At 27.8% G+C, this 24,917-nt stretch carries 23 protein-coding genes and 3 pseudogenes; 25 read left to right on the forward strand and 1 reads right to left on the reverse strand.

What is annotated here, in order from left to right:
* The first annotated feature begins 162 nt into the window (after positions 1–162).
* The 13 genes from LQK79_RS20835 (at position 163) to LQK79_RS06145 (ending at position 13,099) form a co-directional block, all read left to right on the forward strand.
* Positions 163–294, forward strand: a complete 132-nt coding sequence (locus tag LQK79_RS20835) for a hypothetical protein (RefSeq protein ID WP_269144063.1) — start codon at positions 163–165, stop codon at positions 292–294.
* 57 nt (positions 295–351) lie between these two features.
* Positions 352–1,242, forward strand: a complete 891-nt coding sequence (locus LQK79_RS06095) for a glycosyltransferase family 2 protein (protein ID WP_269144064.1) — start codon at positions 352–354, stop codon at positions 1,240–1,242.
* Between the two features lie 740 nt (positions 1,243–1,982).
* Entirely contained in the window at positions 1,983–2,600 is a 618-nt protein-coding gene (locus LQK79_RS06100) for a hypothetical protein (protein WP_231015930.1), read from the forward strand.
* A 178-nt stretch (positions 2,601–2,778) separates the two neighbouring features.
* Positions 2,779–2,928, forward strand: a complete 150-nt coding sequence (locus LQK79_RS06105; RefSeq protein ID WP_231015931.1) for a hypothetical protein — start codon at positions 2,779–2,781, stop codon at positions 2,926–2,928.
* A gap of 373 nt (positions 2,929–3,301) precedes the next feature.
* Positions 3,302–4,696, forward strand: coding sequence for a glycosyltransferase (locus tag LQK79_RS06110; protein ID WP_231015932.1), 1,395 nt, complete (start codon positions 3,302–3,304; stop codon positions 4,694–4,696).
* Between the two features lie 73 nt (positions 4,697–4,769).
* Positions 4,770–5,741: a glycosyltransferase gene (locus tag LQK79_RS06115; RefSeq protein ID WP_231015933.1), complete on the forward strand. Its 972-nt coding sequence runs from the start codon at positions 4,770–4,772 to the stop codon at positions 5,739–5,741.
* A gap of 40 nt (positions 5,742–5,781) precedes the next feature.
* Positions 5,782–6,402 carry a polysaccharide pyruvyl transferase family protein gene (locus LQK79_RS06120; RefSeq protein WP_231015934.1) on the forward strand — a complete coding sequence of 207 codons (621 nt, stop codon included), beginning with the start codon at positions 5,782–5,784 and terminating at the stop codon, positions 6,400–6,402.
* Between the two features lie 80 nt (positions 6,403–6,482).
* The gene (locus tag LQK79_RS06125; protein ID WP_231015935.1) at positions 6,483–7,472 is read left to right on the forward strand and encodes a glycosyltransferase family 2 protein; all 990 of its coding nucleotides are present in this window, start codon (positions 6,483–6,485) and stop codon (positions 7,470–7,472) included.
* Between the two features lie 50 nt (positions 7,473–7,522).
* Positions 7,523–8,785 carry a glycosyltransferase family 4 protein gene (locus tag LQK79_RS06130; RefSeq protein WP_231015936.1) on the forward strand — a complete coding sequence of 421 codons (1,263 nt, stop codon included), beginning with the start codon at positions 7,523–7,525 and terminating at the stop codon, positions 8,783–8,785.
* Entirely contained in the window at positions 8,757–9,866 is a 1,110-nt protein-coding gene (locus LQK79_RS06135) for a polysaccharide pyruvyl transferase family protein (RefSeq protein WP_231015937.1), read from the forward strand. The genes LQK79_RS06130 and LQK79_RS06135 overlap by 29 nt, the downstream gene beginning before the upstream one ends.
* A 39-nt stretch (positions 9,867–9,905) precedes the next feature.
* Positions 9,906–11,444: a lipopolysaccharide biosynthesis protein gene (locus LQK79_RS06140; RefSeq protein ID WP_231015938.1), complete on the forward strand. Its 1,539-nt coding sequence runs from the start codon at positions 9,906–9,908 to the stop codon at positions 11,442–11,444.
* A 180-nt stretch (positions 11,445–11,624) separates the two neighbouring features.
* A complete protein-coding gene (locus tag LQK79_RS20840) occupies positions 11,625–11,750 on the forward strand; it encodes a hypothetical protein (RefSeq protein WP_269144066.1) in 126 nt (41 codons plus the stop codon).
* Positions 11,751–11,923: 173 nt separating this feature from the next.
* Positions 11,924–13,099 (forward strand): Coenzyme F420 hydrogenase/dehydrogenase, beta subunit C-terminal domain, encoded by a 1,176-nt coding sequence (locus LQK79_RS06145; protein ID WP_231015939.1) that lies wholly within the window; start codon positions 11,924–11,926, stop codon positions 13,097–13,099.
* Positions 13,100–13,176: 77 nt separating this feature from the next.
* Here the strand turns inward: LQK79_RS06145 and LQK79_RS21185 are convergent, their stop codons facing one another.
* Complete coding sequence (locus LQK79_RS21185; RefSeq protein WP_407928524.1) at positions 13,177–13,458, reverse strand: transposase; 282 nt, start codon at positions 13,456–13,458, stop codon at positions 13,177–13,179.
* A gap of 163 nt (positions 13,459–13,621) precedes the next feature.
* Between LQK79_RS21185 and LQK79_RS06150 the strand changes: the two are divergent.
* The 12 genes and pseudogenes from LQK79_RS06150 (at position 13,622) to LQK79_RS06210 (ending at position 24,881) form a co-directional block, all read left to right on the forward strand.
* Positions 13,622–14,649, forward strand: a pseudogene (locus tag LQK79_RS06150) (mannose-1-phosphate guanylyltransferase).
* Positions 14,650–14,735: 86 nt separating this feature from the next.
* Positions 14,736–15,608, forward strand: a complete 873-nt coding sequence (rfbA, locus tag LQK79_RS06155; RefSeq protein ID WP_231015940.1) for a glucose-1-phosphate thymidylyltransferase RfbA — start codon at positions 14,736–14,738, stop codon at positions 15,606–15,608.
* Positions 15,609–15,779: 171 nt separating this feature from the next.
* Positions 15,780–17,307, forward strand: a pseudogene (locus tag LQK79_RS06160) (AAA family ATPase).
* Positions 17,308–17,425: 118 nt separating this feature from the next.
* Positions 17,426–17,713: a hypothetical protein gene (locus LQK79_RS06170; protein ID WP_231015943.1), complete on the forward strand. Its 288-nt coding sequence runs from the start codon at positions 17,426–17,428 to the stop codon at positions 17,711–17,713.
* Positions 17,714–17,994: 281 nt separating this feature from the next.
* Complete coding sequence (rfbA, locus tag LQK79_RS06175) at positions 17,995–18,867, forward strand: glucose-1-phosphate thymidylyltransferase RfbA (protein ID WP_231015944.1); 873 nt, start codon at positions 17,995–17,997, stop codon at positions 18,865–18,867.
* A gap of 344 nt (positions 18,868–19,211) precedes the next feature.
* A pseudogene (locus LQK79_RS06180) lies at positions 19,212–19,307 on the forward strand (AAA family ATPase); the annotation flags it as partial.
* Positions 19,308–19,396: 89 nt separating this feature from the next.
* Positions 19,397–20,449, forward strand: coding sequence for a dTDP-glucose 4,6-dehydratase (rfbB, locus tag LQK79_RS06185; protein ID WP_231015945.1), 1,053 nt, complete (start codon positions 19,397–19,399; stop codon positions 20,447–20,449).
* Positions 20,450–20,675: 226 nt separating this feature from the next.
* Entirely contained in the window at positions 20,676–21,035 is a 360-nt protein-coding gene (locus LQK79_RS06190) for a four helix bundle protein (protein ID WP_231015946.1), read from the forward strand.
* A gap of 202 nt (positions 21,036–21,237) precedes the next feature.
* The gene (gene rfbD, locus LQK79_RS06195) at positions 21,238–22,128 is read left to right on the forward strand and encodes a dTDP-4-dehydrorhamnose reductase (RefSeq protein ID WP_231015947.1); all 891 of its coding nucleotides are present in this window, start codon (positions 21,238–21,240) and stop codon (positions 22,126–22,128) included.
* 314 nt (positions 22,129–22,442) lie between these two features.
* Entirely contained in the window at positions 22,443–22,793 is a 351-nt protein-coding gene (locus LQK79_RS06200) for a four helix bundle protein (RefSeq protein ID WP_231015948.1), read from the forward strand.
* Between the two features lie 208 nt (positions 22,794–23,001).
* Positions 23,002–23,559 (forward strand): dTDP-4-dehydrorhamnose 3,5-epimerase, encoded by a 558-nt coding sequence (gene rfbC / locus LQK79_RS06205; protein WP_231015949.1) that lies wholly within the window; start codon positions 23,002–23,004, stop codon positions 23,557–23,559.
* Between the two features lie 347 nt (positions 23,560–23,906).
* Complete coding sequence (locus LQK79_RS06210; RefSeq protein ID WP_231015950.1) at positions 23,907–24,881, forward strand: LCP family protein; 975 nt, start codon at positions 23,907–23,909, stop codon at positions 24,879–24,881.
* The last annotated feature ends 36 nt before the right edge of the window (positions 24,882–24,917 follow it).

Below are 24,917 nucleotides of genomic sequence, written 5' to 3' on the forward strand. Positions count from 1 at the left end.
AGATATGAGTTTTAATGTTCGTTAGGAATCATGATAGTTTTCTATCGAATGTTATGACTACATTATACAAGGAGGATTATTAATATTGTTGCTAAATTTTGGTGCGAACCTCAATATATTCCTGAAAAGTTACATGGAATTCTAAAAGGAGCACTAAATGGCATGAAAAGTAAAAAAAGAATATTAGACTGTTATGAAATTAACGATAATAGCTTTGGCGATTTTTCTAAATTACTTAGTGAAAGTTTTAAAAATAAAAAGGGTTTAGACAGGTTATTAGGATTATTTTTATAATTAAAATATCTAGTATATAGATATTACTATACTTTAATAAAGGATGGCTGATAAGGAATGCCTATTGTATATATAATATTGGTAAATTACAACGGATATAAGGATACAATTGAGTGTGTGCATAGTTTGAAAAAAATTTCTTATTCTAATTTTAAAATAATTATAGTGGACAATGCTTCTACGAATAATTCTTTAGAAAAAATTAGTTCTGAATTAAATAATACTATTATTTTAAAATCTAATCATAATTTGGGATTTGCAGGTGGAAATAATATTGGAATACAGTATGCATTGAAAGATGGTGCACAATACATACTTTTATTGAATAACGATACATTAGTACAAAAAGATTTTTTAGGGTATATGGTAAAATCATTTTCAACCAATAAAAATGCCGGAATAGTTGGATGCAAAATAATGAATTTTCCGCAAAAAGACAAAATATGGTACTGCGGTGGAAGGATTAACTGGTTTAAATTTATTGGTGAACATTTTGTAATAGAGAAAGATAATATATGTGAACAAGAAATAAAATGTGATTTTGTGACTGGCTGCTGTATGTTAATAAAAAAGGAAGTCTTTGAAGAAGTTGGGATGTTGCCAGAAGATTATTTTATGTATTTTGAGGATGTTGATTTTTGTGTTAAAGTAAGTGAAAACAAATATGACATAGTATACAATCCTAAATCAATAATATACCATAAGGTGGGAACATCAGGTGGCGGAAAACAGTCATCCTTTTCAATAAGATGGTGTACTAGAAATAGACTTATTTTTATGAAGAGGTATAGAGAAAGAGTTAAGAAGTCTAACTTTTTTTTATCTAATGTGTTTTTTTTTACTTCAAGATTCATTAAAATAATTATGTACATAATTAAATTTCAATTTAGCAAAGCTATGGCAATAATTCAAGGTATAATGGATGCACATAAATATAAGGTGTTATAAAAGAAGTGCTTATGCAAATGAAAATGTACTTTTTATTTAAAATCTGTAATTAATAAATTTTGTATGATTTATATTAAAATTTTTATAATTGCAAAGCATATGTTTAAATTTTAATGTATATTATAAAGAATAAATTAGTAAAGAGAGGAACAATAATGCTTTTAGTGGATATAAGTTACATAATGGTATGTATTTCTTATTTATTACTACTTATTAATGATAATAATAATACGTTTAGCTTAATATGGATAATATCTTTGTGCATATTAATATCTTTACTGTTTTTATTTAACGTTAGAAATAAGATAAAAGTTTTAAGCAATAAAAATATAAGGATAATTTTTATTTATATGCTTTTATTATTTGTGGTATATCAATTATTAAACATCAATTACTGGTATGTGGGTGAATCGTTAAAAGTTGTAATTAAAAACTTTATAGTAATAGTGAGTATATGTTTAATAACATCCTATGTAGCTAACAAAAAATGTGAAAATAAAATTATTCTAATAACGTATTTGATAATCTCTATTTTTACTTTATATACATATTTTAGTAACTTTGATAATTTTGAAGGTGTAAGACAGATAATGTCGATTTTTAACAATACAAGCAGATATAGAAATAGTTATGGATTAAGTCACTATAACACTATGGGATTAATATGTTACATTTCATTAATTTTGTCTTTTTATATATTTAAGTGCAAGTCATATAATAATCTTATTTTTAATATAACGATGTTAATACTAAATTTCATAATTACAGTTGTACTTGTATCAACAGCTTCACGTGCAGCAATAACATCACTAGTTCTATTTTTGCTAATATTTTTTACGATAGAATTTAAGAAAAATCTAAAAAAAAGAAAATATCTATCATGGTTTTTGAAATTTTTATGGCTTATATTCTTTATGGTTTTTTGTAGTGAACTTATAAAATATTTTAAAAATATAGATTTATCTTATATCATTAATGATACTAACAGGTTATCAAATTATACGATTAATATACCAATACTGTTTTCGTATAACAAACAACTATTTGGAATAGGAGCCTATTGGCCTGCTCTTTATATGATGTATGGAGGAACTCCATATCTAGATAGTTGGTATTTATATATGTTAATAACTTGCGGTTTTGTAGGATTAACTCTATCTATAATATTTATTATTATTGTAGCTTACTATATTTTTAAAAACAGTAAGAATACATTACTTAGTACTTTTACTAAAAGTTTATTCATAGCACAATTGTATTATTCAGTATTTGAAAGTCATTTTTTTACAAATAGTTATATAGATAGCTTTATATTTTGGATACTAGTTTTAGTATCAATTAATTATAAAAAACAATGATAATAATCATTTTTCAGTATGTTTTAATAAGAAGCATTCCTGTTATAAAGTAAAATGAACTTTGAAAAAGATCACATACTGATAAAATACGGGATATAAGGAATTGCAAGCCTTATCCCTAATTAATAGTTATTGGTGGAGATACTCAATATGAATTTATAAACAAAATGAAAAGATTATGTCAATTACAGAAAAAACTTTAGTTATAGGAATTGATATTGGAAAGAAAGTTCAATTTGCAAGGACTTTTGATTACAGAGGCATAGAACTAAGTAAAATACAATCTTTTGAAAACACTTTAGAAGGCTTTAAAATATTTGAAGAATGAGCACAATCAGTAACTACTGAACATAGAAAAGACAGTATAATTTTTGAATTATAGCCTACAGGGAATTGTTGATTTAATTTAGGTGACTTCCTTAGAAACTTAGGAATCAGACTTGTTATTGTTAATTCATATCATGTTAAAAGGAGTGAAGAACTAGATAACAATTCACAACAAAATGATGTTTGATGACAGTTTAGGAACAGCAGTAATTGGAGCCGAGAAAAATAATAAAACTATAATAATTTAAGAAAACTTTAAGAAAACATGGATGTATCTAATATACCCAATAATGATATATTTACAAATATATATAATAAAGTTAGAACTATAATTAGGCATAAAGTAGATATTCAGTTAGGAGAGTGTAAAAATAATGAGAATACTCCACTATACGGTTGGGTTGCCTTCGAATTGGGATGGAGGGTTGCCTAAATATTCATATGATTTAAGCTTTGAACAAATGAACCAAGGTAATGAAGTTTCAATTTTATATCCAGGTGAATACAACCTATATAGTAAAACTAAAGTTGTCTTTGATAGGTTTATAGAAAGTATTAAAGTATATAAAGTATTAAATCCACAGTTAGTAACTACAGCTGGAGTAAATTCTCCATGCGACTTTTATAAAAAATGTAATAACAAAGGGACATACTATGACTTTTTAGCTAGCATTAAGCCTGATATAATACATATTCATTCATTAATGGGTTTGCATAAAGAATTAATAGAGGCTTCAAAGTTTTATGGCATAAAAACTGTTTTTACAACTCATGATTATTTTGGAATTTGTCCGAAAATTAATTTATTTGATTACAAAAATGAAGTTTGTAAGGATTACAACAATGGGAAAAAATGTTGCATATGTAATAATAGTTCAGAATCAAGCAGGATAATTCGCTTAAAGAAATCAACATTTTGTAAGACTATTAAGAAAAACAAATATATTTTTAATTTTTATAAATATATTAGAAAAAATAAATCGCTGAGTTATCATAATAAGGATATCTTGTGTGTGGATAAAAATTTAGCAATAGATAATATAAAAAAATCAAAAGAATATGTAAAGTTAAGGCAATATTATTTGGATATTCTAAGGTTAATTGATTACATTCATTTTAATAGTAATGTAGCAAGACAAGAATATGAAAAATATATAAAGGTTGATGGCAAGACTATAAACATTTCCCATAGTGATATTAGAGATAGAAGAATAAAAAAAGTATTCAATTGTCAGAGTAAATTAAAAATAAGTTATTTGGGACCTACAGCAGATTATAAAGGATTTTTTCTATTAAAAAAAATAGCAGATGATTTATTTACAAAAGGTATAGATAATTGGAGTATAAATATATATGGAAATAATAGTAATGATTTTACTAACATCAACCCTAATATATGCTTAAATGGGGTATACAGTTATGATTCTTTAGAAAAAATCTTTAATAATACAGACTTATTGGTTATACCAAGTAAGTGTAGGGAGACATTTGGTTTTGTAGGATTAGAAGCACTTTCATTTGGAGTACCAATAATGGTGACTAATAATGTTGGAATGAAAGACATAATAACTAATAATGTAACTGGTATAATAGTTAATCCGAATCCTGTAGATATTGGTAGGATTATTACTGATTTAATATATGACAGAACGTTATTATGTAAAATAAATGAAAATATATTAAAAATGGACTTTAAGTACATAATGAATAAACATACGATAGAAATCCTTAATTTATATAAAAGCATACTGAAAAATAAGTTGTTGTAGGTCACTATAAATAACGAATTTGTTATGAAGAATAAATACATAATGCGTTAGCATGACTGTTATGGAGGCATACATGGACATAAAGATAAGTGTAATAATACCAGTGTATAATACAGAAAAATATTTGAATAAATGTATAGATAGCATAATAAATCAGACATTTAATGAAATAGAAATTATTTTAGTAAATGATGGTTCTACTGACAAGAGTTTAAGTATATTGAAAGATTATGAATCTAAGTATGATAATATAATTGTAATTGACAAAGTAAATGAAGGTCAGGGAGTTGCAAGAAACACAGCCTTAGACATTTGTAGAGGAAATTATATAGCTTTTGTAGATAGTGATGATTATATAGAACCAAATATGTTTGAATTAATGTATAACAAGATTATCGATAAAGATTTAGACATGGTTATATGTAATTATAAGTATGTTAATGAATTTGGAGAACGTATAAGAGATGATAATGTTGTTTTAAACGATGATGAAATAATTAGTAATTTAGAATGCATGAGGAGATTTTTAGTTACAAACACAATTGAAGGATTTTCATGGAATAAAATGTTTAAGAAGTCATTATTTGATAATATAAGATATCCAGGAAATATGAAATATGAAGATATTCCAACAATTGCAGCTTTAATTGCTAACTCAAATAAAATTAGATTTATCAATAAAGAACTTTATAGTTATGTAATAAGAAAAGGATCAACAACTAGTAGTAAAACAGTCACAAATACTGAAGATTATATTGACTCAATTTATATGGTAGGAAAAATAATAAATAAATTTCATAAAGATACATTATCAGAAGCATATGAATATTATTATTCAAAAAGAATAGTAAGTACTGTGTATTATTTCTTGAAAATTAGTAATATTAAAGAGGACAAAGATAATTTTATAGCATATACAGATAAATATATGAAATGTATAAGCAAATTTTCCATTTTGTTTAGAAATAGGTATTTTACAAAAACTGAAAAAATTAAAACAATAATTAAAATGTTTTTATGTAAAATATATATAATGTTCAATTAAATTATTACACTTAATTAATAGTTTATATTATGGAGGTAACATGGATAAGGCAGCTATAATAACAATAAATGACTATAACAATTATGGAAATAGATTGCAAAACTATGCAACTCAAGAAGTATTAAAAGCTATGGGTTTGTCAGTTAAAACAATAATTACTGATGTTGAGAGTGAAGAACATATTAGTCAAAGTAAAAAAAGTTTAGTAACCAAACTTTTTAAATTAAAAAATATGCCGACTAAGATTGTGTGTAAAAAGATAAAGGATAAAGTATGGTATAAGATACATAAGGGACATATAGAAGATTCTATAAAAAAACGGCTTGAAGATTTTAAAGAATTTACTAAGAACAATATTTGTGAAACAAACTACCACGTATCACAATCTAATATATCTAAAGCTTTAGCAGATGAATTTGATTATTTCATAGTTGGAAGCGATCAGGTATGGAACCCAATATTTAGATATGGTTCTTCAATAGATTTTCTTACTTTTGCACCGCCATATAAAAGGATAGCCTATGCTCCAAGTTTTGGAATAGATGAAATACCAAGTAAGTATGTAGAAAATTATAGCAGATGGTTATTGGAAATTCATAGATTATCTGTAAAAGATATAGAGCAGGACCAAGTGAGTTCATCGATTATATTAATTAGCTAGTGTTTTATTTACAGATTCATTTCATGTATGTGTATTTTCTATATTGCTTTCTTGAAGAATATGAAAGGATTTAATTTATTATGAAAGATTTAATTTCTGTTATTGTACCAATTTATAATGTTGAAATATATTTAGAAAAATGTATAAAAAGTATTCAAAGCCAAACATATGAAAACTTGGAAGTAATATTAGTGGATGATGGGTCACCTGATAAATGTCCACAAATATGTGAAATGTATAAGAGTATTGATAGAAGGATTAAAGTTATACACAAAAAGAATAGTGGATTAGCAGATGCAAGAAATGCAGGAATAGATATAGCAAGTGGAGAATACTTAATTTTTGTTGATAGTGATGATTATATCAAGTGCAATATGATTGAATCATTATATAGAAGAATAAAGCAAGATAATTCTGACTTAGTTATAAGTAATATTGAGATGGTAGATGAGAATGGAAATATCATAAATTCTCAATTATACCATGGAAATGATGATATATGGGATGAAGATATATTTTGGAAAAATTATTATGCAAATAATTGTGTTTATTGTGTAGTAGCATGGAATAAATTATATAAGCGTAGTTTATTTGAAAGCGAAAGATATGATAGTAAAAAAATTCATGAAGATGAATTTATTATTCATAGAATTGTTTCTCAATGTAAAAAAATAAGTTGTATGAGCGAAAAATATTATTATTATGTACAACGAAGTAACAGCATTATGAAGCAGCCGTTTTCATTAAAACGAATGGATGTTATTGAAGCATATATTTTGAGAAGTTTGTATTTTTATAATATAAAAAAGCAATGGTTAGCTGAAAAAACGTTATCTAATTGCATAGGATGTTTTTTGTTGGCAGAAGATAGTTTAGATATGTTAAAATATGAAAACAAAAAAAGATATAAAGAATTAAAGAAAAAATTCAATAAAACATATTTTAAAATAGTAAGTAGAAGGACATCATTGCGATTTAAAATAAATGGTACAACCTTTGTAGTTGGTTCGCGAATGTACAAGCTTGTTCATAAATTTGTAAAATGCATTATTAATATTACAAATAAATAATTATAAAATTGATACACTATTGATAATATATTTTTAAGAGGAGAAATATAATGTCAGAGAAAAAAAATTTGATAAGTATATGTTTAGTTTTACCAAATGCGTTCCCAGTACCCGCTGTATGTGGTGGAGCAATAGAAACCTTAATGACAAGTCTAGCAAAATTAAATAATATATATGGTCTTATGGATTTAACCATATGTTGCAGATATAATTCTAAAGCTGAAGCTTTAGTGAAGAAAATGAATTGCAAGTACACACATTTTATGTGGACTTATCCTGAAAAAATTAGAAATAAAATTAAATATTTTATTTTTAGGGTTTTACGAAAATTATTTAAAATTGAATTAAATGGATTAAAACTGCATTATGGTGAGATATCTAAATTTATACATGATAAAAAAAATAAATTTGATTTAATAATTGCTGAGGGAGGAGATTATATGGCGTTGGCGAATATTTGTTTAGATATATATGACCCTGAGCAATTGGCAATTCATGTACATCATCATTTTCTACCTTCGAAAGAAGTTTCACAGGGATATGGAAATATTATTGGAGTAAGTAATTTCGTCACAAAGCAGTATTTGAAGAATTCTAGTAATAAAAATGTCCGTTCTTATGTGTTAAAAAATTCAATAGATATTGGTAAATTTGATAAATCAATTTCAGAAAAAGAAAAATTGGAACTTAGAAAAAAATTGGGATTTTCAAAAAATGACTTTATAGTCTTATACGTTGGAAGAATTATTGACGTCAAGGGAATAAAAGAATTAATACAATCAATTCTTAATATTAATGATAAAGCAATCAAATTATTAATTATAGGTAGTCCTAATTTTAGTCAAGATACAAAATCGGAATATTTAGATGAGGTAAATAATTTAGTAAATCAAAATAGAAATAAGATTAGATTTACTGGGTATATTGAAAATAAAAAAATATATATGTATGAATCAATTGCGAATATACAATGCGTGCCATCTATATGGGAAGAAGCTGCTGGATTGGTTGTACTAGAAGGAATGGCAGCAGGTTTGCCAACTATAGTGACTAATTCTGGGGGTATGGTAGAATATGTAGACAATAATACATCAATTGTAGTAAATAAAGAACAAAATTTGGTTAGAAATTTGTCACAAGCAATTATTAATTTAAAGAATGATAAAAATAAAATGGAACAGATGGCAATAGCTGCAAAAGAAAATGTAAAAAAATATAGTGAAATTAATTATTATAATAATTTTGTAGCAATAGTTAATGATATAGTGAAAAGGAGGGATTGTAATGAAAGTTGGAATTTTAACATTTCATAATGCACATAATTATGGAGCAGTATTGCAAGCATATGCATTAAAGAAAAAGATAAGTGATTTAGGACATGATGTTAAAATTGTGAATTATAGAAATAGTAATATTGATAAAAGATATGAAAGAAAATTAAAAGTGCGTATATCTTTATCAGATTTCAAACATCCAAAAGAATTAAAGAAAAAGTTGTCTTTTAAAAGAAACATACCATATATGCAACCAGCTTGGGAAAAGCAGAATGATAACTTTAATTTTTTTATTTATAGGTATTTATTAAATTCAGATTCTAAGGTTGTAACTATTAAAGATTTAGAAAAAGCTAATTATGATGCTTTGATAGTAGGAAGTGATCAAGTATGGACTAGCTGGATTACTGGTGGATTAGATCCAGTATATTTATTGAATTTTAAATTTAATGGAAGAAAAATTTCTTATGCAGCAAGTTTGTTTGGCGGAAAAATTGAAGATAATGAGAAGGATATTTTTCGGAGATGTTTACATGAATTTGATTACATTTCCGTAAGAGAAGATTCTTTAAAAAAATCTATTACAGAAACATGTAATTGCAGTGCTACTACTGTCTTAGATCCAACTTTACTTATTGATTACAAAGATTATGAAAAGATAAAAACGAAAAAGATGTTATGTAATAAAAAATATGTTTTTGCATATTTTGTTTCTGAAAGTGATGAAATGATGAGATGCGCTGAAAAAATTGCAAAAGATTCAGGATTAGAACTTTTAGAATTACATTATTATATGCAAAAAAAATACGAAAGTCACAACCAGATTGCAGACATAGGACCCTCTGAATTTTTATGGTATATAGAGAATGCAGAATATGTTGTAACTAACTCATTTCATGGAACAGTTTTTTCAATTTTATATGAGAAAAATTTTTATTGTGTTTATGAAGAAAATGCAAGAATTAGCAACTTGTTAAAAGCATTGAAATTAGAAAAGCAACATATAGTGAATTATGAGCAAATACATATTAATGAAAATGTAATTTTTACGGATGTAAACATAAGATTAGAGAATTTTAGACATGATTCAGTTGAATTTTTAAAAAATTCCTTAAAGTAATAAAAAAACAAATATTGAAAGAGAAATTGAGAATAAATTATGAAAAAAGTAAGTAAGAATAAGTTATTTGTATTAAATTTTATTGCAAGTATAGTATCAACAATTATTAATTATGGAATTAGCTTTTTATTTACTCCATATTTAGTAAGAGTCGCAGGTAGTGAAGCATATGGCTTTGTTGGATTGGCAAATAATATGGTTAATTATGCGACAATAATTACAATTGCTTTAAGTTCTGTGGCAGGCAGATTTATAACTATAAAATTTTATCAGGGGAAAAATGAAGAGGCGAATAAATATTTTAACTCAGTAGTATTTGCCAATATATTTATTGCAGTAGCTTTTGCTATTGTATCTATACCATTAGTGGCCAATTTACAAACTTTTATAAGCATACCTAACAATTTAATTAATGATGTTAAATTGTTATTTGAATTCGTAGTAATTAATTTTTTAATTACTATTGTTTCAGATGTATTTTCAGTTGCTACATTTATTACTAATAAATTATATTTATCTAGCTTGGGTAATTGTATAGCAAGTGTTATTAGGGTATTATTGCTATGGGCTTTCTTTGGATTTTTACCGACAAATATTGCATACATAAGTATAACAGCAACTATTTGTTCAGTTGTATTGTTCATATATAATTTTATACTAACTAAGAAATTAATTCCGGATATTAAACCCAATATTAAAGAATTCTCGCTTGAAAAAATCAAAGAGTTAATTGGTGCAGGTATTTGGAGTTCTGTTACTAAATTATCACAGGTATTATCAGATGGGTTAGATTTATTGATCAGTAATATAGGTGTAAGTTCATATGCAATGGGACAGTTATCCATTGCATATACGATTCCAACTATTTTAAGTTCTGTAGTGAGTACTGTTACTTCATTATTTAATCCACAGCAAACTTATTATTATGCTAAAGGAGACATCAAGTCTGTTGTACATGAAATAAAATTAAACATGAAATTAACAGGCTTTTTTATAAGTGTGATATTTTGTGGTATAGTTGTATATGGATATGAATTCTTTAAGTTATGGGTTCCTAGTGAAAACATTGATATGATATATACACTGTCATTATTATCAATAATTTCTGTATTGGTTTCAGGAGTTGCTACGCCTTTAACAAGTGTATTTTTATTAACAAATAATTTGAAAGTAAATTCTTTAGTATGGTTGATTGTAGGTACTTTTGATACGATAATAGTATTGATTTTTGTCAAGTTTACATCTTTTGGTGTTTATGCTGTAGCAGGAGTAAGTAAAATGGCTATGGTATTAATGTACTTAACATATTTACCAGTATATGCAGCTAAGTGTTTGAAGATTTCCAAAAAGACATTTTATCCCATTATATTTAGATATATATTTAATACAGGTTTGATGTTATTAATTTTTATGGGAGTTAAAAAACTTTTACCAGAAGCTCAAAATTTTTTAATTTTTATTCCCAATTGTATAATATTAAGCTTAATAGGGTTTATATTTAATTTTATTATATTTTTAAATAATGATGAAAAAAGTTATATTATAAAAATATTTGTTAAAAAATTTAAAAAGATATAGCTGAGATTTATTCTAGCATCGTTAAATAAAAAGAAAATTGGTTAAACGAAAGAGAACACATATGAAAAATTTGTGTTGTTTCGAAGAAAGAATAAGTTTAGATATTATCCAAGTGCTTATTCCAACACAGTTAAATACGATTATATTATGTTTATGAAATATTGGTGTTTATATGATTGTATGAAAAGATATATAGTAGGAGAAAAAGTAGCTTGGATAGATTTTGAATTTAATTATGAAGGAGATAAATTTATTGATTTTGAAGAATTCAGTTTTATGTGGTATTATGAATTTTTCGAAATTTAACTAAAAAATAATGGAAGCTTTATTGATATTAGATTGCATTGATGATGACCAACAATAGAACATAAACTGAAAACTGTATTTAAAAAGAATAATAAAAATTAAAAAAATTTACAGAAAGGTGTTATAAAACAGTTCCTAGGTATTATAAGTAAATAGCTGTTTTGTTAATAATTATGGTTATAAATAAAAAAGAATCAGAATGTTGTGGTTGTACCGCATGCGTGTCAATATGTCCTAAGTCTGCAATAAATATGCAAGATGACGATAAAGGATTTAAGATACCAATAGTCGATTTAGAAAAATGTATTGATTGTGGATTGTGTGATAAAGTATGTCCTTATAATAAAATTATATGTAAAAAAGAAAATAAGGATGTAGAAATATATGCTGTTAAACGAAAAAATGAACAAGATAGAATGGCAAGTCAGTCTGGTGGCGCTTTTTCTTCTATTGCAGAATATGTCATTAAAAATAATGGTATTGTATTTGGTGTAAAAAGTGATCAATATAATGTATATTATACTAGGATTAATAATATTAGCGAATTGAATTGCTTGAAAGGCTCAAAATATGTTCAGGCAGAAGTGCGGAATACATATTCAGAGGTGATGAATGACTTAAATAAAGGATTAATGGTTTTGTATTGTGGAACTGCTTGTCATATTAATGGGTTAATTAGTTTTCTAAAGTTAAAAAATATAAAAACAGAGAATCTAATAACGTGTGATTTGATTTGTCATGGAGTACCTTCTCCGAAGATATTTAAAGAATATTATAAATATCTTAAAAAGAAGTATGGTATTATCTCAGAATTTAACTTTAGAAGTAAAAAAATTACTGGTTGGCGTGGATCCATTTCTTCATTTAAGGATAATAAAAACACATTAATTTCATCCAATAATTATGCTAATATTTTTTATAGTAATTTAGAATTAAGGGAAAATTGTTATGATTGTCCATATGCATCCACGAATAGAATAGCAGATATAACTATTGGTGATTTTTGGGGTATAGAAAAATATTATAAAACCTTTGATGATAACAAAGGCTGCTCTGTTATGATACTTAATACAAAAAAAGGAAGGAGGATTTTTGAAAATATAAAAGAGGATATTGTATATCAAAAATTTAATATTGGTGAATGTATTCAACCAAATTTGCAACATCCATCTGAAAAGCCTGATGAATATAATGAATTTTGGAATGAATATATGAACAATGGATTCCTTAGCGCTGTAACAAAGTATTGTGATTTTAATGATAAAAATGATTTTAAATATTCAATTATAAATCGTATCAAAAGAAAAAGTAAGTATTATTTGAAAAAGTGCTTAAAAAAATTAATTTAATAGTAAGCGGTGGAATGGTTTTTTCCAAAGTTTGTTGATTTAGTGGCGCATCATTTCGTATAAAAGTATTCTAGACTTTAATAGTCAAAACTATTACGTCCATACATGATGCGCTTTATGACTTTGAGTTTATTCACACTCCCTTCTGCTAAACCATTATTATACTGATATATTATGCTATTTTTAACAGCTTCTATATCTTTACAGGTTCCTTTAAGAAAGGACTGCAATTCTGGAATATCGTACTTTTTGGCTCCAGATATCCATATCTCTATTTCCTCTGCTTTGTTAGAAAAAATAATTTTATGAAATTCTTTTATCAGAGTGTAAAGCTCTCCAAGTATTGAATATTCTTTTATGACGGTTTCATACTGTTAGTTTGAAAGATTCTGAATTTTTGATATGTATAACCTTGGCTCCTTAATTCCAATACTTGATTTTCAAAAGGCTTATTGAATCATAATACAATATATGGTAAATTTATCATAGGTATAAATGTTCAAATAGACGAGGTGAATTTAAATGCTTTGTGCTTTAATTATGGCAGGTGGAAAAGGCGAAAGATTTTGGCCATTATCAATAGATGAAAAACCAAAGCAGTTTTTAAGACTTCTTGGTGATAAAACTATGATTCAAATGACTGTGGAAAGATTAAAAAAGCGTATACCAATTGAAAAAAATTTTGTAATAACTGGAAAACAGTATGTTGATATTTTAGAAAAGCAGCTGCCAGAACTTCCAGAAGGTAATGTAATAGTTGAACCCGTTGGAAGGAATACTGCACCATGCGTTGGTTTGTCTGCTTTTATTATAAACAAGCGTTATAAGGATGCTTATATGGTTGTTTTACCATCTGATCATCTTGTTGTGAACGAGGATAAATTTCTTGATACTGTTAATGCAGCCTACGAGTTTGCCAAAAGTAAAAACAATGCGGTGGTTACTTTGGGCATGAAACCAAGTAGGGCAGAAACAGATTATGGTTATATAAAATTTGGAAAAGAAGAAGTTAAAATAGGTGAGTTTAATATTAAAAAAGTAGAAAGATTTGTAGAAAAGCCAGATAGGGATAGAGCAAAAAAGTATTTAAAAGATGGAAGTTTTTTGTGGAACGGCGGTATGTTTATATGGAGATGTTCAACGGTAATTGATCTCATAAAAAGGCATTTATCAAATACATACCATATTTTAAGTGAAATAGCTGTAGCTTCTGCAAATGAATTTGAGGACATGCTTGAAGAAAATTATTACAAAGTTGATAATATATCTGTTGACTACGGTATAATGGAAAAAGCTGAAAATATATATGTAATACCAAGTGACTTGGATGGGATAATATAGGAACATGGTATGCAGTTAAAAGATATAATGCAAGGGATGTAAAAAATAATATATATGTTGGAAAAATAAAAAGTATAGAAAGTAAAAATAATATTGTTGTAGAACTTTCAGATGTACTTGTTGTGTAAAGGGATAATATAAATTTTATTTGTAAAAAAGGAGATATAGAAAGAATTAAGGAAGCAAAAAATAAAATTATACAGCAGTAAATTTGATAACAAATTTTTTAAAAGGTATAATTAAAGTATAATATAAGACTATATAAAGTACAAATGAATTGGAAAGGAGTCAAATAATGAAAGGAATAGTACTCGCCGGTGGGTCCGGTACAAGACTTTATCCACTTACAAAATCAGTATCAAAGCAAATACTTCCAATATATGATAAGCCAATGATATATTATCCTATATCGGTTTTAATGCTTGCAGGAATTAAGGATATACTCATAATTTCAACTCCACGTGATGTTGAGTGCTTTAAAGAGCTTTTGGGTGATGGCAGCCAGCTTGGAATTAATTTTGAATATGCAGTTCAGGATAAGCCAAGAGGACTTGCAGATGCTTTTATAGTTGGAGAAAAGTTCATTGGAAATGATAACGTTGCTCTTGTACTTGGTGATAACATTTTTTATGGCTATGGTTTTACAGAAAGGCTTTTAAATGCAGCAAATAGAAAAGATGAAGCTACAATTTTTGGCTATCATGTAGCAAATCCCAAAGCCTATGGGGTTGTAGAATTTGATGATGACAATAATGTAATATCTATAGAAGAAAAACCAGAGAAACCAAAGTCAAATTACGCTGTTCCGGGGCTTTATTTTTATGATAATGAAGTTATTAATATTGCAAAAAATGTGAAACCATCCCCAAGAGGAGAGCTTGAAATAACAGATGTAAACAATGAGTATTTAAAAAGAGGAAAATTAAAGGTAGAACTTTTTGGAAGAGGAATGGCATGGCTTGATACTGGTACATGCAGTAACCTTTTAAGCGCCTCAAATTTTGTAGAAGCCATAGAAACCCGTCAGGGACGATACATAGCTTGCCTTGAAGAAATAGCTTATTTAAAAGGTTATATAAATAAAAACCAGCTTTTAAAATTAGCAGAACCTTTATCTAAAACTGCTTATGGACAATATCTCATTAATTTAGTAAGCGAAGATGAGTAACAGTAATAGGGTTAAGAAAGGATTATATTTCTTAGCTCTATTTTTTTTATAATTTAAGATTTTCTGAAGTGAAACGAAAGAAAATCAACATTTACTGTGAACTGAAAAAAGGTGAAGTACCAATAAAAATTGGGTATAATAATATTATAAAGATAAAAGTAGGTGATTTAATTGAAAAGAGTACCCTATGGAATTTCCAATTTTCAGGTTTTAAGAAAAAAGAATTATTTATATGTGGATAAAACAGCATATATTGAAATACTAGATAGATATGCGCCATATCAATTTTTTATAAGACCAAGAAGATTTGGAAAAAGTTTGTTTATATCAATGCTGGAAAATTACTACGATATAAATAAAAAAGATAAATTTGAGGAGCTATTTGGTGATTTATATATAGGCAAAAATCCAACAGAGGATAAGAATAGTTTTCTTGTTTGGAAAATCAGCTTTGCAGGTATAGATGCAGGGCATGGCGAAGATGAATTAAGAAAGAGCTTTAATATAAAAGTTATGTACTCGGTAAAAAAATTTTTGGCAAATTATTGTAATGTTTTTAAAAATGAAGTTATACCTGAAAATATTAATACTGCAGAAGCTTCGGTAGAATATATAACATATCTTTCTAGGAAAAGTAATATACCTGTTTTCGTTCTTATAGATGAATATGATAATTTTGCCGATGAGCTAATTACTGGAGGTAGGCAGAGTACTTATAACAGCATACTTCACGGGGAAGGTTTTGCTAAAGTTTTTTATAAAGCCATAAAGGATGCAACTATGGACAATTTTTCAAGGATATTTATGACAGGGGTAAGTCCTATAATGCTAGATGATTTAACTAGTGGCTTTAATATAACTATGAACTATACTTTAGATAGAAATCTTAATGCTATGCTTGGGTTCACTAGAGATGAACTTTCATGGATTATGGCTGAGATGAGCATACAAGATACAGAAATTAGAAAAAAGATGTGTAAGGATATGACCGAATATTATAATGGCTATAAATTTAGTGCAAATAGCAAATCAGTTTTTAACCCAGACATGACAATGTATTTTCTTAATAAATATTTAGATTATAATGAATATCCAGAAGAAATGATAGATAATAATGTAAAGACAGATTATGGCAAGGTTAATCAATTGGCATATAATTTCAATGATAGAGAAGCTTTAAATGAAATAATGTCCACTGGTGAAACCTCAACCATTCTTGTAGATAGATTTAATATTAACACTATGTACAGTGAAAAAGAAAACTTTAAATCTCTTTTATTTTACCTTGGAATGCTTACTATAAAGGAAAAAGAAAAATATTAAGATGATATTTCTCACTCTTTTAGGTGTTGATGCCACATATTTTATAAAAAGCGAAGACACACATACAGGAGATTGGGCGTCAGCCCATGTGATTCATGAACTAAAAACTAGTCATCTCTATAATAAATTAGATTATCAATATATAATGTTAAAAAGAAAAATCCAGCTAAAGGATATAACTAAATTTCAGTGGCTTATAGAGTTAAAATATATAAAAGAAAATGAAAAAAATACCCTTGAAAAAGTAAAGGAGCAAGGATTAAAACAACTTGAAATGTATAGTGAAAGCAAAATGGTGAAAGAAGAACTAGATGGGGAAAATTTAAAGAAAGTATTGATTGTTGTAGTTGGAAAAAGAGCGATAAACATATATTAGTGAGTGGCGAATCCATAAAGTTCCAATATAATTTTAAATAAAAAGATAGAATTTTTTATATTAAAAAAACAAAATTAATGATATAATAAATCATAACATTTTTAAAGTAGGTGAGAATATGAATAAAGAAGACTTAAAAGCCATACAAGAACTATTAAGAGAAGAGCTTAAGCCTATAAAAGACCAGTTAGAACCTATGAAATCTCAACTTAAGGAAAATACAGATATTTTAAAAGCTTTAGAACATAAAGTAGAAGTAAATAAAGCTGAAATAGATAAAATAAGCAATGATATAGCACATATTAGTGGTCATTTAAAAAGCATAGATGAAAATATTGATGCAGTAAAAGAAGTTTTAGGAAGACATGAAGTAGATATAACTGTATTAAAGCGTAGGCCAGTATAAGATTTAATTGAAGTCCTTAAATTATAGGGGCTTCTTTTTTTACATTCAAATTATGATTTTATGGTAGCTTTAGAAAAAATAAGAAGGGTCATATCTTAGCTCTATTTTTATATAATTTAATATTTTCTGAAGTGAAACGGAAGAAAATAATCCATAACTGTGAATTGTGCACTGTGCTTTGTGAACTGAATAAGTTGTGCACTGTGAACTGCCAAAACCATATAATAAATTGACAGTAAAATTATTATCTAAATGTACAACAAAATCTAAAGGAGTAAGTTATGAAAGGAATAGTACTTGCCGGAGGTTCTGGTACGAGACTTTATCCACTTACTAAATCAGTATCAAAACAAATACTTCCAGTTTATGATAAGCCGATGATATATTACCCTATATCTGTTTTGATGCTTGCAGGAGTCAGAGATATACTCATAATTTCAACTATGCGTGATGTTAAGTGTTTTAAAGAACTTCTTGGTAATGGAAGCCAGCTTGGAGTGAGCTTTCAGTATGCAGTTCAAGATAAGCCAAGGGGACTTGCAGATGCTTTTATAGTTGGAGAAAGTTTTATTGGAAATGATAATGTTGTCCTTGTACTTGGAGACAATATTTTTTATGGATATAGATTTACAGAAAGACTTTTAAGTGCAGCAAGTAGAAAGGGAGGGGCTACTATCTTTGGATATTATGTTACAAACCCAAAAGCCTATGGTGTTGTAGAATTTGATAATGATAACAATGTAATATCCATAGAAGAGAAACCAGAAAATCCAAAGTCAAATTATGCTGTTCCAGGTCTTTATTTTTATGACAATGAAGTTGTTAATATTGCAAAGAATGTAAAACCTTCGGCTAGAGGAGAGCTTGAAATAACAGCTGTAAATAATGAATATTTAAAAAGAGGAACATTAAAGGTAGAACTTTTGGGAAGAGGTATGGCATGGCTTGATACAGGAACCTGCAGTAATCTTCTAAGTGCTTCAAACTTTGTTGAAACTATTGAAAAAGATCAGGGACTTTATGTGGCTTGTCTTGAGGAAATAGCTTATAAAAAAGGGTATATAGATAAAAATCAGCTTTTAAGATTAGCAGGACCTTTAGCTAAAACTGATTATGGACAGTACTTAATTAATTTAGTAAGTGAAGACAAGTAATTTGAAATTTGATTCAAAGGACAAAGTACAGAGTACAGAGGACAAAGGACAGTGAAGGATGATTTTTCTCAGCTACTCTTTGAAAAATCTAAAACTTAATGGTTGCACATAGCATGAAACCTAGTGTTCAGCGCAGCTGACAATATATAAGTTCTAAGATTTACCGAGTGAAGCGAAAGGTAAATCCACCTTCACTCTACTCTTCTTTACATGGGGTTAAGAAAAATTTTATTTCTTAGCTCTATTTTTTACAATTTAAGATTTTCTAAAGTAAAACGAAAGAAAATCATCCATAACCTCTCCATTCTCAATTCTCCACTTTCAACTTAAAAAAGTAATGAAGTATTCCTATATTAGATAGGTATGCACCATATCAATTTTTTATAAGACCAAGAAGATTTGGAAAAAGTTTATTCATATTAATGCTAGAGAATTATTATGGTAAAATAAGATGATAAATATTATAATATAATAGTATGTTGATTAAAATTGCCAAAATTAATTTAAATAAAAGAGGGAGCTTGATATAATGAAAACTTATTTAGTAACAGGTGGAGCAGGATTTATAGGCTCAAACTTTATCCACTATATGTTTAAAAAACATCAAGATATCCACATAATTAATCTTGATAAGTTAACTTATGCAGGAAACTTGGAAAATTTAAAGAAGGTTGAAAATAATCCTAATTATACTTTTGTTAAAGGAGATATATGTGATAAGAAACTTGTAGAAGGCTTGTTCAAAAAATATGATATAGATTATGTTGTAAATTTTGCTGCAGAATCACATGTCGATAGAAGTATAAGAGAACCAGAATTATTTGCAAAGACAAATGTTGTTGGAACGGTTACTCTACTAAATGTTGCAAAAACTGCCTGGGAAGCAGAAAGTGGATTTAAAGAGGGGAAAAAATATCTTCAAGTATCTACGGATGAAGTTTATGGTTCACTAGGAAAAGAAGGCTACTTTATGGAGACAACGCCGCTTGATCCACACAGCCCATATTCCTCATCGAAAGCTTCAGCAGATTTTATGGTAAAGGCATTTTATGATACTTATAAAATGCCGATTAATATAACAAGATGCTCAAATAACTATGGACCATATCAATTTCCAGAAAAGCTTATTCCACTTATGATAAATAACTGCTTAGGTAAAAAGCCACTTCCGGTTTACGGAGATGGATTAAATATAAGAGACTGGCTCTATGTAGAAGATCACTGCAAAGCAATAGATATGGTGCTTGAAAGCGGAAGATTAGGCCAAGTTTATAATGTAGGCGGACACAACGAAAGGAATAATTTATATATAATAAAAACCATAATTTCATATGTACACGACAATGTAGATTCAACTGTAGATGAAAGTCTAATAAAGCACGTAGAAGATAGAAAAGGACACGACAGAAGATACGGCATAGATCCAGAAAAGATAAAAAACGAACTGGGCTGGTATCCAGAAACCTCCTTTGAAATAGGAATTGTAAAGACAATAAAATGGTACTTTGATAACAAAGATTGGATGAAAAACTTAACTTCTGGAGCATATGAAGAATACTATAAGAAATACTACAAAATGTAGAGTACAGTCAAGGAAGATTTATCTTCCTTACGTTAGGTAAATCTGAAAATCTAATTAACTAAAGTTTAGCGCAGCCAAACTAAAAAGTATCTATAAGTTGAAAAATTTTTCCGCGACCAGCAGAAAAATTAACCTTCACTGTACTCCGTACTCTGTAATCTGTACTCTGAATAAAATTCTCATAAATGGTTATTATTTGAGATAAATATTTATGAGGAGTGTTAAATTGAGTGTAAGTATAATAAGAGAAAAATCATTTAATTTTGCTGTAGATATAATTAAATTCTACAAAAAGATGATTAGTGAAAATAAAGATATGGTTTTATCACAACAAATTTTAAGGTCTGGTACTAGTATTGGCGCAAATGTAAAAGAAGGAATAAGTGCTCAAAGTAAAAGAGATTTTCTAACTAAAATGAATATAGCATTAAAAGAGGCAGAAGAAACTGAATATTGGATTGAACTATTTATGGCAGCAGGGTACATAAAAGAAAGACAACCAGAAATTTTAAATAAGTGTAAAGAACTTTGCCGAATGCTAAGCTCTACGGTATCAACAACAAAACAACACTTGAATATAGAATAAGAAGAATAAGAACAGAGAATAGAGTACAGTCAAGGAAGATTTATTTTCCTTACGTTAGGTAAATCTGAAAATCTAATTAATTAAAGTTTAGCGCAGCCAAACTAAAAAGTATCTATAGGTTGAAAAATTTTTCTGCGACTAGCAGAAAAATTAACCTTCACTGTACTCTCTACTCTGTACTCTGATTAAATGGGGTGATAATTTGAAACTATTAATAACCGGTTCCAACGGTCAACTTGGAACTCAAATAAAAAGAATGATTGAAAATGGAAAATCAGAAATAGGAAAAATAGACGAAGTTTATTCAAAGGCTGAAATAAAGTACGTTGACTATGATGAACTTGACATAACAAACTTAAATGAAGTCATAACTTATGTTTCTTCTTTTAAGCCAGATGCTATAATAAATTGTGCAGCTTACACGAATGTTGATAAATGCGAAAGCGATTCAGATACAGCCTTTAAGGTAAATTCACTTGGCTCAAGAAATCTGGCAATTGCAGCTGAAAAAGCTCATGCAAAAATACTTCACGTATCAACTGATTATGTATTTAATGGACAAGGGAACCTTCCATTTAAAGAATATGATTTACCAAGTCCAGTAAGTGTATATGGAAAGACAAAACTCTTAGGTGAACAGTATATAAAGGAAAATTGCAGCAGATATTTTATAGTTAGAACAGCATGGCTTTATGGATATTACGGCAAGAACTTTGTCTATACCATAATGAAAGTAGGCAAAGAAAAAGGCCATCTTGACGTAGTAAATGACCAAAGAGGAAATCCAACTAATGCCGAAGATTTAGCACATCACATTTTAAAGATACTTTTAACAGAAGAATATGGAATATATCACTGCACAGGAACAGGAGAATGCAGCTGGTATGACTTTGCCCGGGAAATAATAAGGCTAAGTAAAATAAACTGCACAGTAAGTCCTATAACTTCTAATGATTTAGGCAGAGCAGCTAAAAGACCAGCTTTTTCGTCTTTAGATAACATGATGCTAAGAGCAACCGTTGGAGATGAAATGAGATCATGGCAAGAAGCAATTAAAGAATTTATAGAAAGTTACAAGGATTTAAGAAATTAACTAATAGTTAAAAAGTGATAGTATTATGATTTTTAATGCACAATTCACAATTCACAATGAAGGATGATTTATCTTCCTTTCGTCAGATAAATCTCTAAATTAAATATGATGTTCAGCAAAGCTGAACGAATATAAATGCTGTATAAAAAAATGGCGACAGCATTAAGTTCTAAGATTTTCTGTGTCAACAGAAAATCAACAATAATTGTGCATTGTGAACTGTGAATTGTGCAATGATTTAAGTGCATTGACAGAATATTCTCTCCGTAAATGGATAAAATTACAATATAGTAATTTTTATGAGAGGTGTTCATATGTCGGAAAATGTAATTGAGAAAAAGTCATTTGATTTTGCAATAACTACTATAAAATTATGTAAGCATATTATTTGTGAAAACAAAGAGTATGTAATATCAAATCAATTATTAAGATCAGGGACGAGCATTGGCGCAAATGTAAAAGAAGGATTAAGAGGTCAAAGTAAGCGAGATTTTTTGGCGAAAATGAATATAGCATTAAAAGAAGCAAATGAAACAGAATATTGGATTGAATTATTAATTGCAACTGGATATATTAAAGATAGTTACTCTGAAGTTTTGAGTAAGTGTAAAGAAATTTGTAAAATACTTAATTCAATAGTAACTACTACAAAAAATACATTATAGATTAAAAAAATATATGATTCACAGTTTAGTTAAGGATGGTTTATATTTCCTATGTTAAATATGATGTTCAGCAAAGATGAACGAATATAAATGCTATATAAAAAAACTGGCAACAGCATTAAGTTCTAAGATTTTCTGTGTCAACAGAAAATCAACAATAATTGTGCATTGTGAACTGTGAATTGTGAATTGAAAAGGAGTTTTAGCATTGGGTAAATTTAATTTTAAACAAACAGAAATAAGCGGAGTATACATAATCGAAACTGGCATTTTTGGAGATAACCGCGGGTATTTTATGGAAACTTATAACTACAACCAGTTTAAAGAAGCAGGACTAGATATGGTCTTTGTTCAAGATAATCAATCAAAGTCTAAAAAAGGAGTTCTAAGAGGACTTCATTTCCAAAAGCAGCATACTCAAGGAAAGCTTGTTAGGGTTATAAAAGGTGAAGTTTTTGATGTGGCTGTAGATTTAAGAAAAAACTCAAAGACTTATGGAAAATGGGTTGGAGTTAATTTGAGCGAAGAAAATAAGAAACAGTTTTACGTTCCAGAAGGATTTGCACATGGCTTTTTAGTGTTATCCGATGAAGCAGAATTTTGCTATAAATGTACGGACTTTTATCACCCAGAAAGTGAAGGTGGAATCATATGGAATGATCCAGATGTGAATATAGAATGGCCACTTAATGGAATAGATGAAATTATTTTTTCTGAAAAGGATAAAAAGTTACCAACGCTCAGCAAAGCTGGAATAAAATTTTAGTTGAATAGTTTTAAGGATGTTTTATTGTTTTAATATAAACCATCCTTAATTATTTTTTGACAATATTAAATTATATGCTGTTCAGCTGGCAAAGCGAGCTGATATGGATTTATCTCAAATTGGCGTCAGCAATAAGTTTTAAATTTTCTGTAGCAAAGCGAAAGAAAATCATCCTTAATTGTGAACTGTGCATTGTGCATTGTGAATTAAAAAAATATTACTTGTAAAACTTACCAAATATATTTTAAAACTTTCAAGTGGTTTATCTTTATCAATAAAGAAGGCATTGAATAATATTAATTAAAATGTTAATGTAAGTTTATAATAAATTGAATTGAGGTGGAATTATGCGAACAAATAAAAAGGGAAGTATAATAAAAAAAATTATTATAACATTATTATGCTTATTTTTGATTATAGTTGTATCCGGCGGTACATATTTTTATTTGCAGCTTAGCAAGGTAAAGAAGGTGAAATTACCCAGCAACCCTTCAGAGTTAGGTATAAGCAAAAAAAATGATCAAAAATTAAGCAAATATAAAGATATATACAATATAGCTTTTTTTGGCATAGACAGCAGACAAAAAGATGATGCTGGTAGATCAGATACCATTATGATATTAACTTTGGATGGAAAACATGATCAAGTTAAACTTTCATCTATTATGAGGGATACTTACGTAAAAGTTGATGGACATGGAATGACAAAAATAACTCATGCATATGCTTATGGAGGGCCACAGCTTGCGCTAAAGACAATAAATGAAAATTTTAATCTTAATATTAAGGATTTTATTACTGTGGATTTTTTTGATTGTGAAAAAATTATAGACAAACTAGGTGGGGTTACGATAAATATAACACCAGATGAATTAAAATACATTAATAGTTACATTGATGAGGTTTCAAAACTTGAAAAAAAACCTACAGAACACGTAACAAAAGCAGGAGCGCAATTGCTTGATGGTAGACAAGCTGTTGCTTATTCAAGAATAAGATATACAGCAGGTGGTGATTATGAAAGAACAGAAAGACAAAGAACAGTTCTTTCAGCTTTACTCAATAAAATACGCAGCAAAGGTGCTTCAAATTTTTCTTCTGTTGCTAATACTTTATTGCCATATATAAAGACAAATTTAAACCAGCTTGAAATTGTAAACTATGGGTTAAAAGCATTTACAGTTAAGACTAATGGAATACTTCAACATAGATTCCCTGAGGATTCTGTAAGTAATGGAATTATGAAGGATGGAGTATGGTATCTTCAAACGGATCTTACAAAGACAACTAATGAAATGCAGAAATTTATATTTCAAAAATAGCTTGTTTAACAGTTTTTGTATCTATTTTGTTACTCA

Source organism: Clostridium guangxiense (assembly GCF_021043395.1).
Lineage (GTDB): Bacteria > Bacillota > Clostridia > Clostridiales > Clostridiaceae > Clostridium_S > Clostridium_S guangxiense.

What these genes read in the sequence shown, in the direction of transcription:
- LQK79_RS06115 (WP_231015933.1), top strand. Translation starts at nt 4,770, where the DNA reads ATGGACATAAAGATAAGTGTAATAATACCAGTGTATAATACAGAAAAA.
- LQK79_RS06170 (WP_231015943.1), top strand. Translation starts at nt 17,426, where the DNA reads ATGAATAAAGAAGACTTAAAAGCCATACAAGAACTATTAAGAGAAGAG.
- rfbB (WP_231015945.1), top strand. Translation starts at nt 19,397, where the DNA reads ATGAAAACTTATTTAGTAACAGGTGGAGCAGGATTTATAGGCTCAAAC.
- LQK79_RS06110 (WP_231015932.1), top strand. Translation starts at nt 3,302, where the DNA reads ATGAGAATACTCCACTATACGGTTGGGTTGCCTTCGAATTGGGATGGA.
- LQK79_RS06145 (WP_231015939.1), top strand. Translation starts at nt 11,924, where the DNA reads ATGGTTATAAATAAAAAAGAATCAGAATGTTGTGGTTGTACCGCATGC.
- LQK79_RS20840 (WP_269144066.1), top strand. Translation starts at nt 11,625, where the DNA reads ATGAAAAGATATATAGTAGGAGAAAAAGTAGCTTGGATAGATTTTGAA.
- LQK79_RS06100 (WP_231015930.1), top strand. Translation starts at nt 1,983, where the DNA reads ATGTTAATACTAAATTTCATAATTACAGTTGTACTTGTATCAACAGCT.
- LQK79_RS06135 (WP_231015937.1), top strand. Translation starts at nt 8,757, where the DNA reads ATGAAAGTTGGAATTTTAACATTTCATAATGCACATAATTATGGAGCA.
- LQK79_RS06210 (WP_231015950.1), top strand. Translation starts at nt 23,907, where the DNA reads ATGCGAACAAATAAAAAGGGAAGTATAATAAAAAAAATTATTATAACA.
- LQK79_RS06125 (WP_231015935.1), top strand. Translation starts at nt 6,483, where the DNA reads ATGAAAGATTTAATTTCTGTTATTGTACCAATTTATAATGTTGAAATA.
- LQK79_RS06140 (WP_231015938.1), top strand. Translation starts at nt 9,906, where the DNA reads ATGAAAAAAGTAAGTAAGAATAAGTTATTTGTATTAAATTTTATTGCA.
- LQK79_RS06130 (WP_231015936.1), top strand. Translation starts at nt 7,523, where the DNA reads ATGTCAGAGAAAAAAAATTTGATAAGTATATGTTTAGTTTTACCAAAT.
- LQK79_RS06105 (WP_231015931.1), top strand. Translation starts at nt 2,779, where the DNA reads ATGTCAATTACAGAAAAAACTTTAGTTATAGGAATTGATATTGGAAAG.
- LQK79_RS20835 (WP_269144063.1), top strand. Translation starts at nt 163, where the DNA reads ATGAAAAGTAAAAAAAGAATATTAGACTGTTATGAAATTAACGATAAT.
- LQK79_RS06120 (WP_231015934.1), top strand. Translation starts at nt 5,782, where the DNA reads ATGGATAAGGCAGCTATAATAACAATAAATGACTATAACAATTATGGA.
- LQK79_RS06200 (WP_231015948.1), top strand. Translation starts at nt 22,443, where the DNA reads ATGTCGGAAAATGTAATTGAGAAAAAGTCATTTGATTTTGCAATAACT.
- LQK79_RS06095 (WP_269144064.1), top strand. Translation starts at nt 352, where the DNA reads ATGCCTATTGTATATATAATATTGGTAAATTACAACGGATATAAGGAT.
- rfbA (WP_231015940.1), top strand. Translation starts at nt 14,736, where the DNA reads ATGAAAGGAATAGTACTCGCCGGTGGGTCCGGTACAAGACTTTATCCA.
- rfbA (WP_231015944.1), top strand. Translation starts at nt 17,995, where the DNA reads ATGAAAGGAATAGTACTTGCCGGAGGTTCTGGTACGAGACTTTATCCA.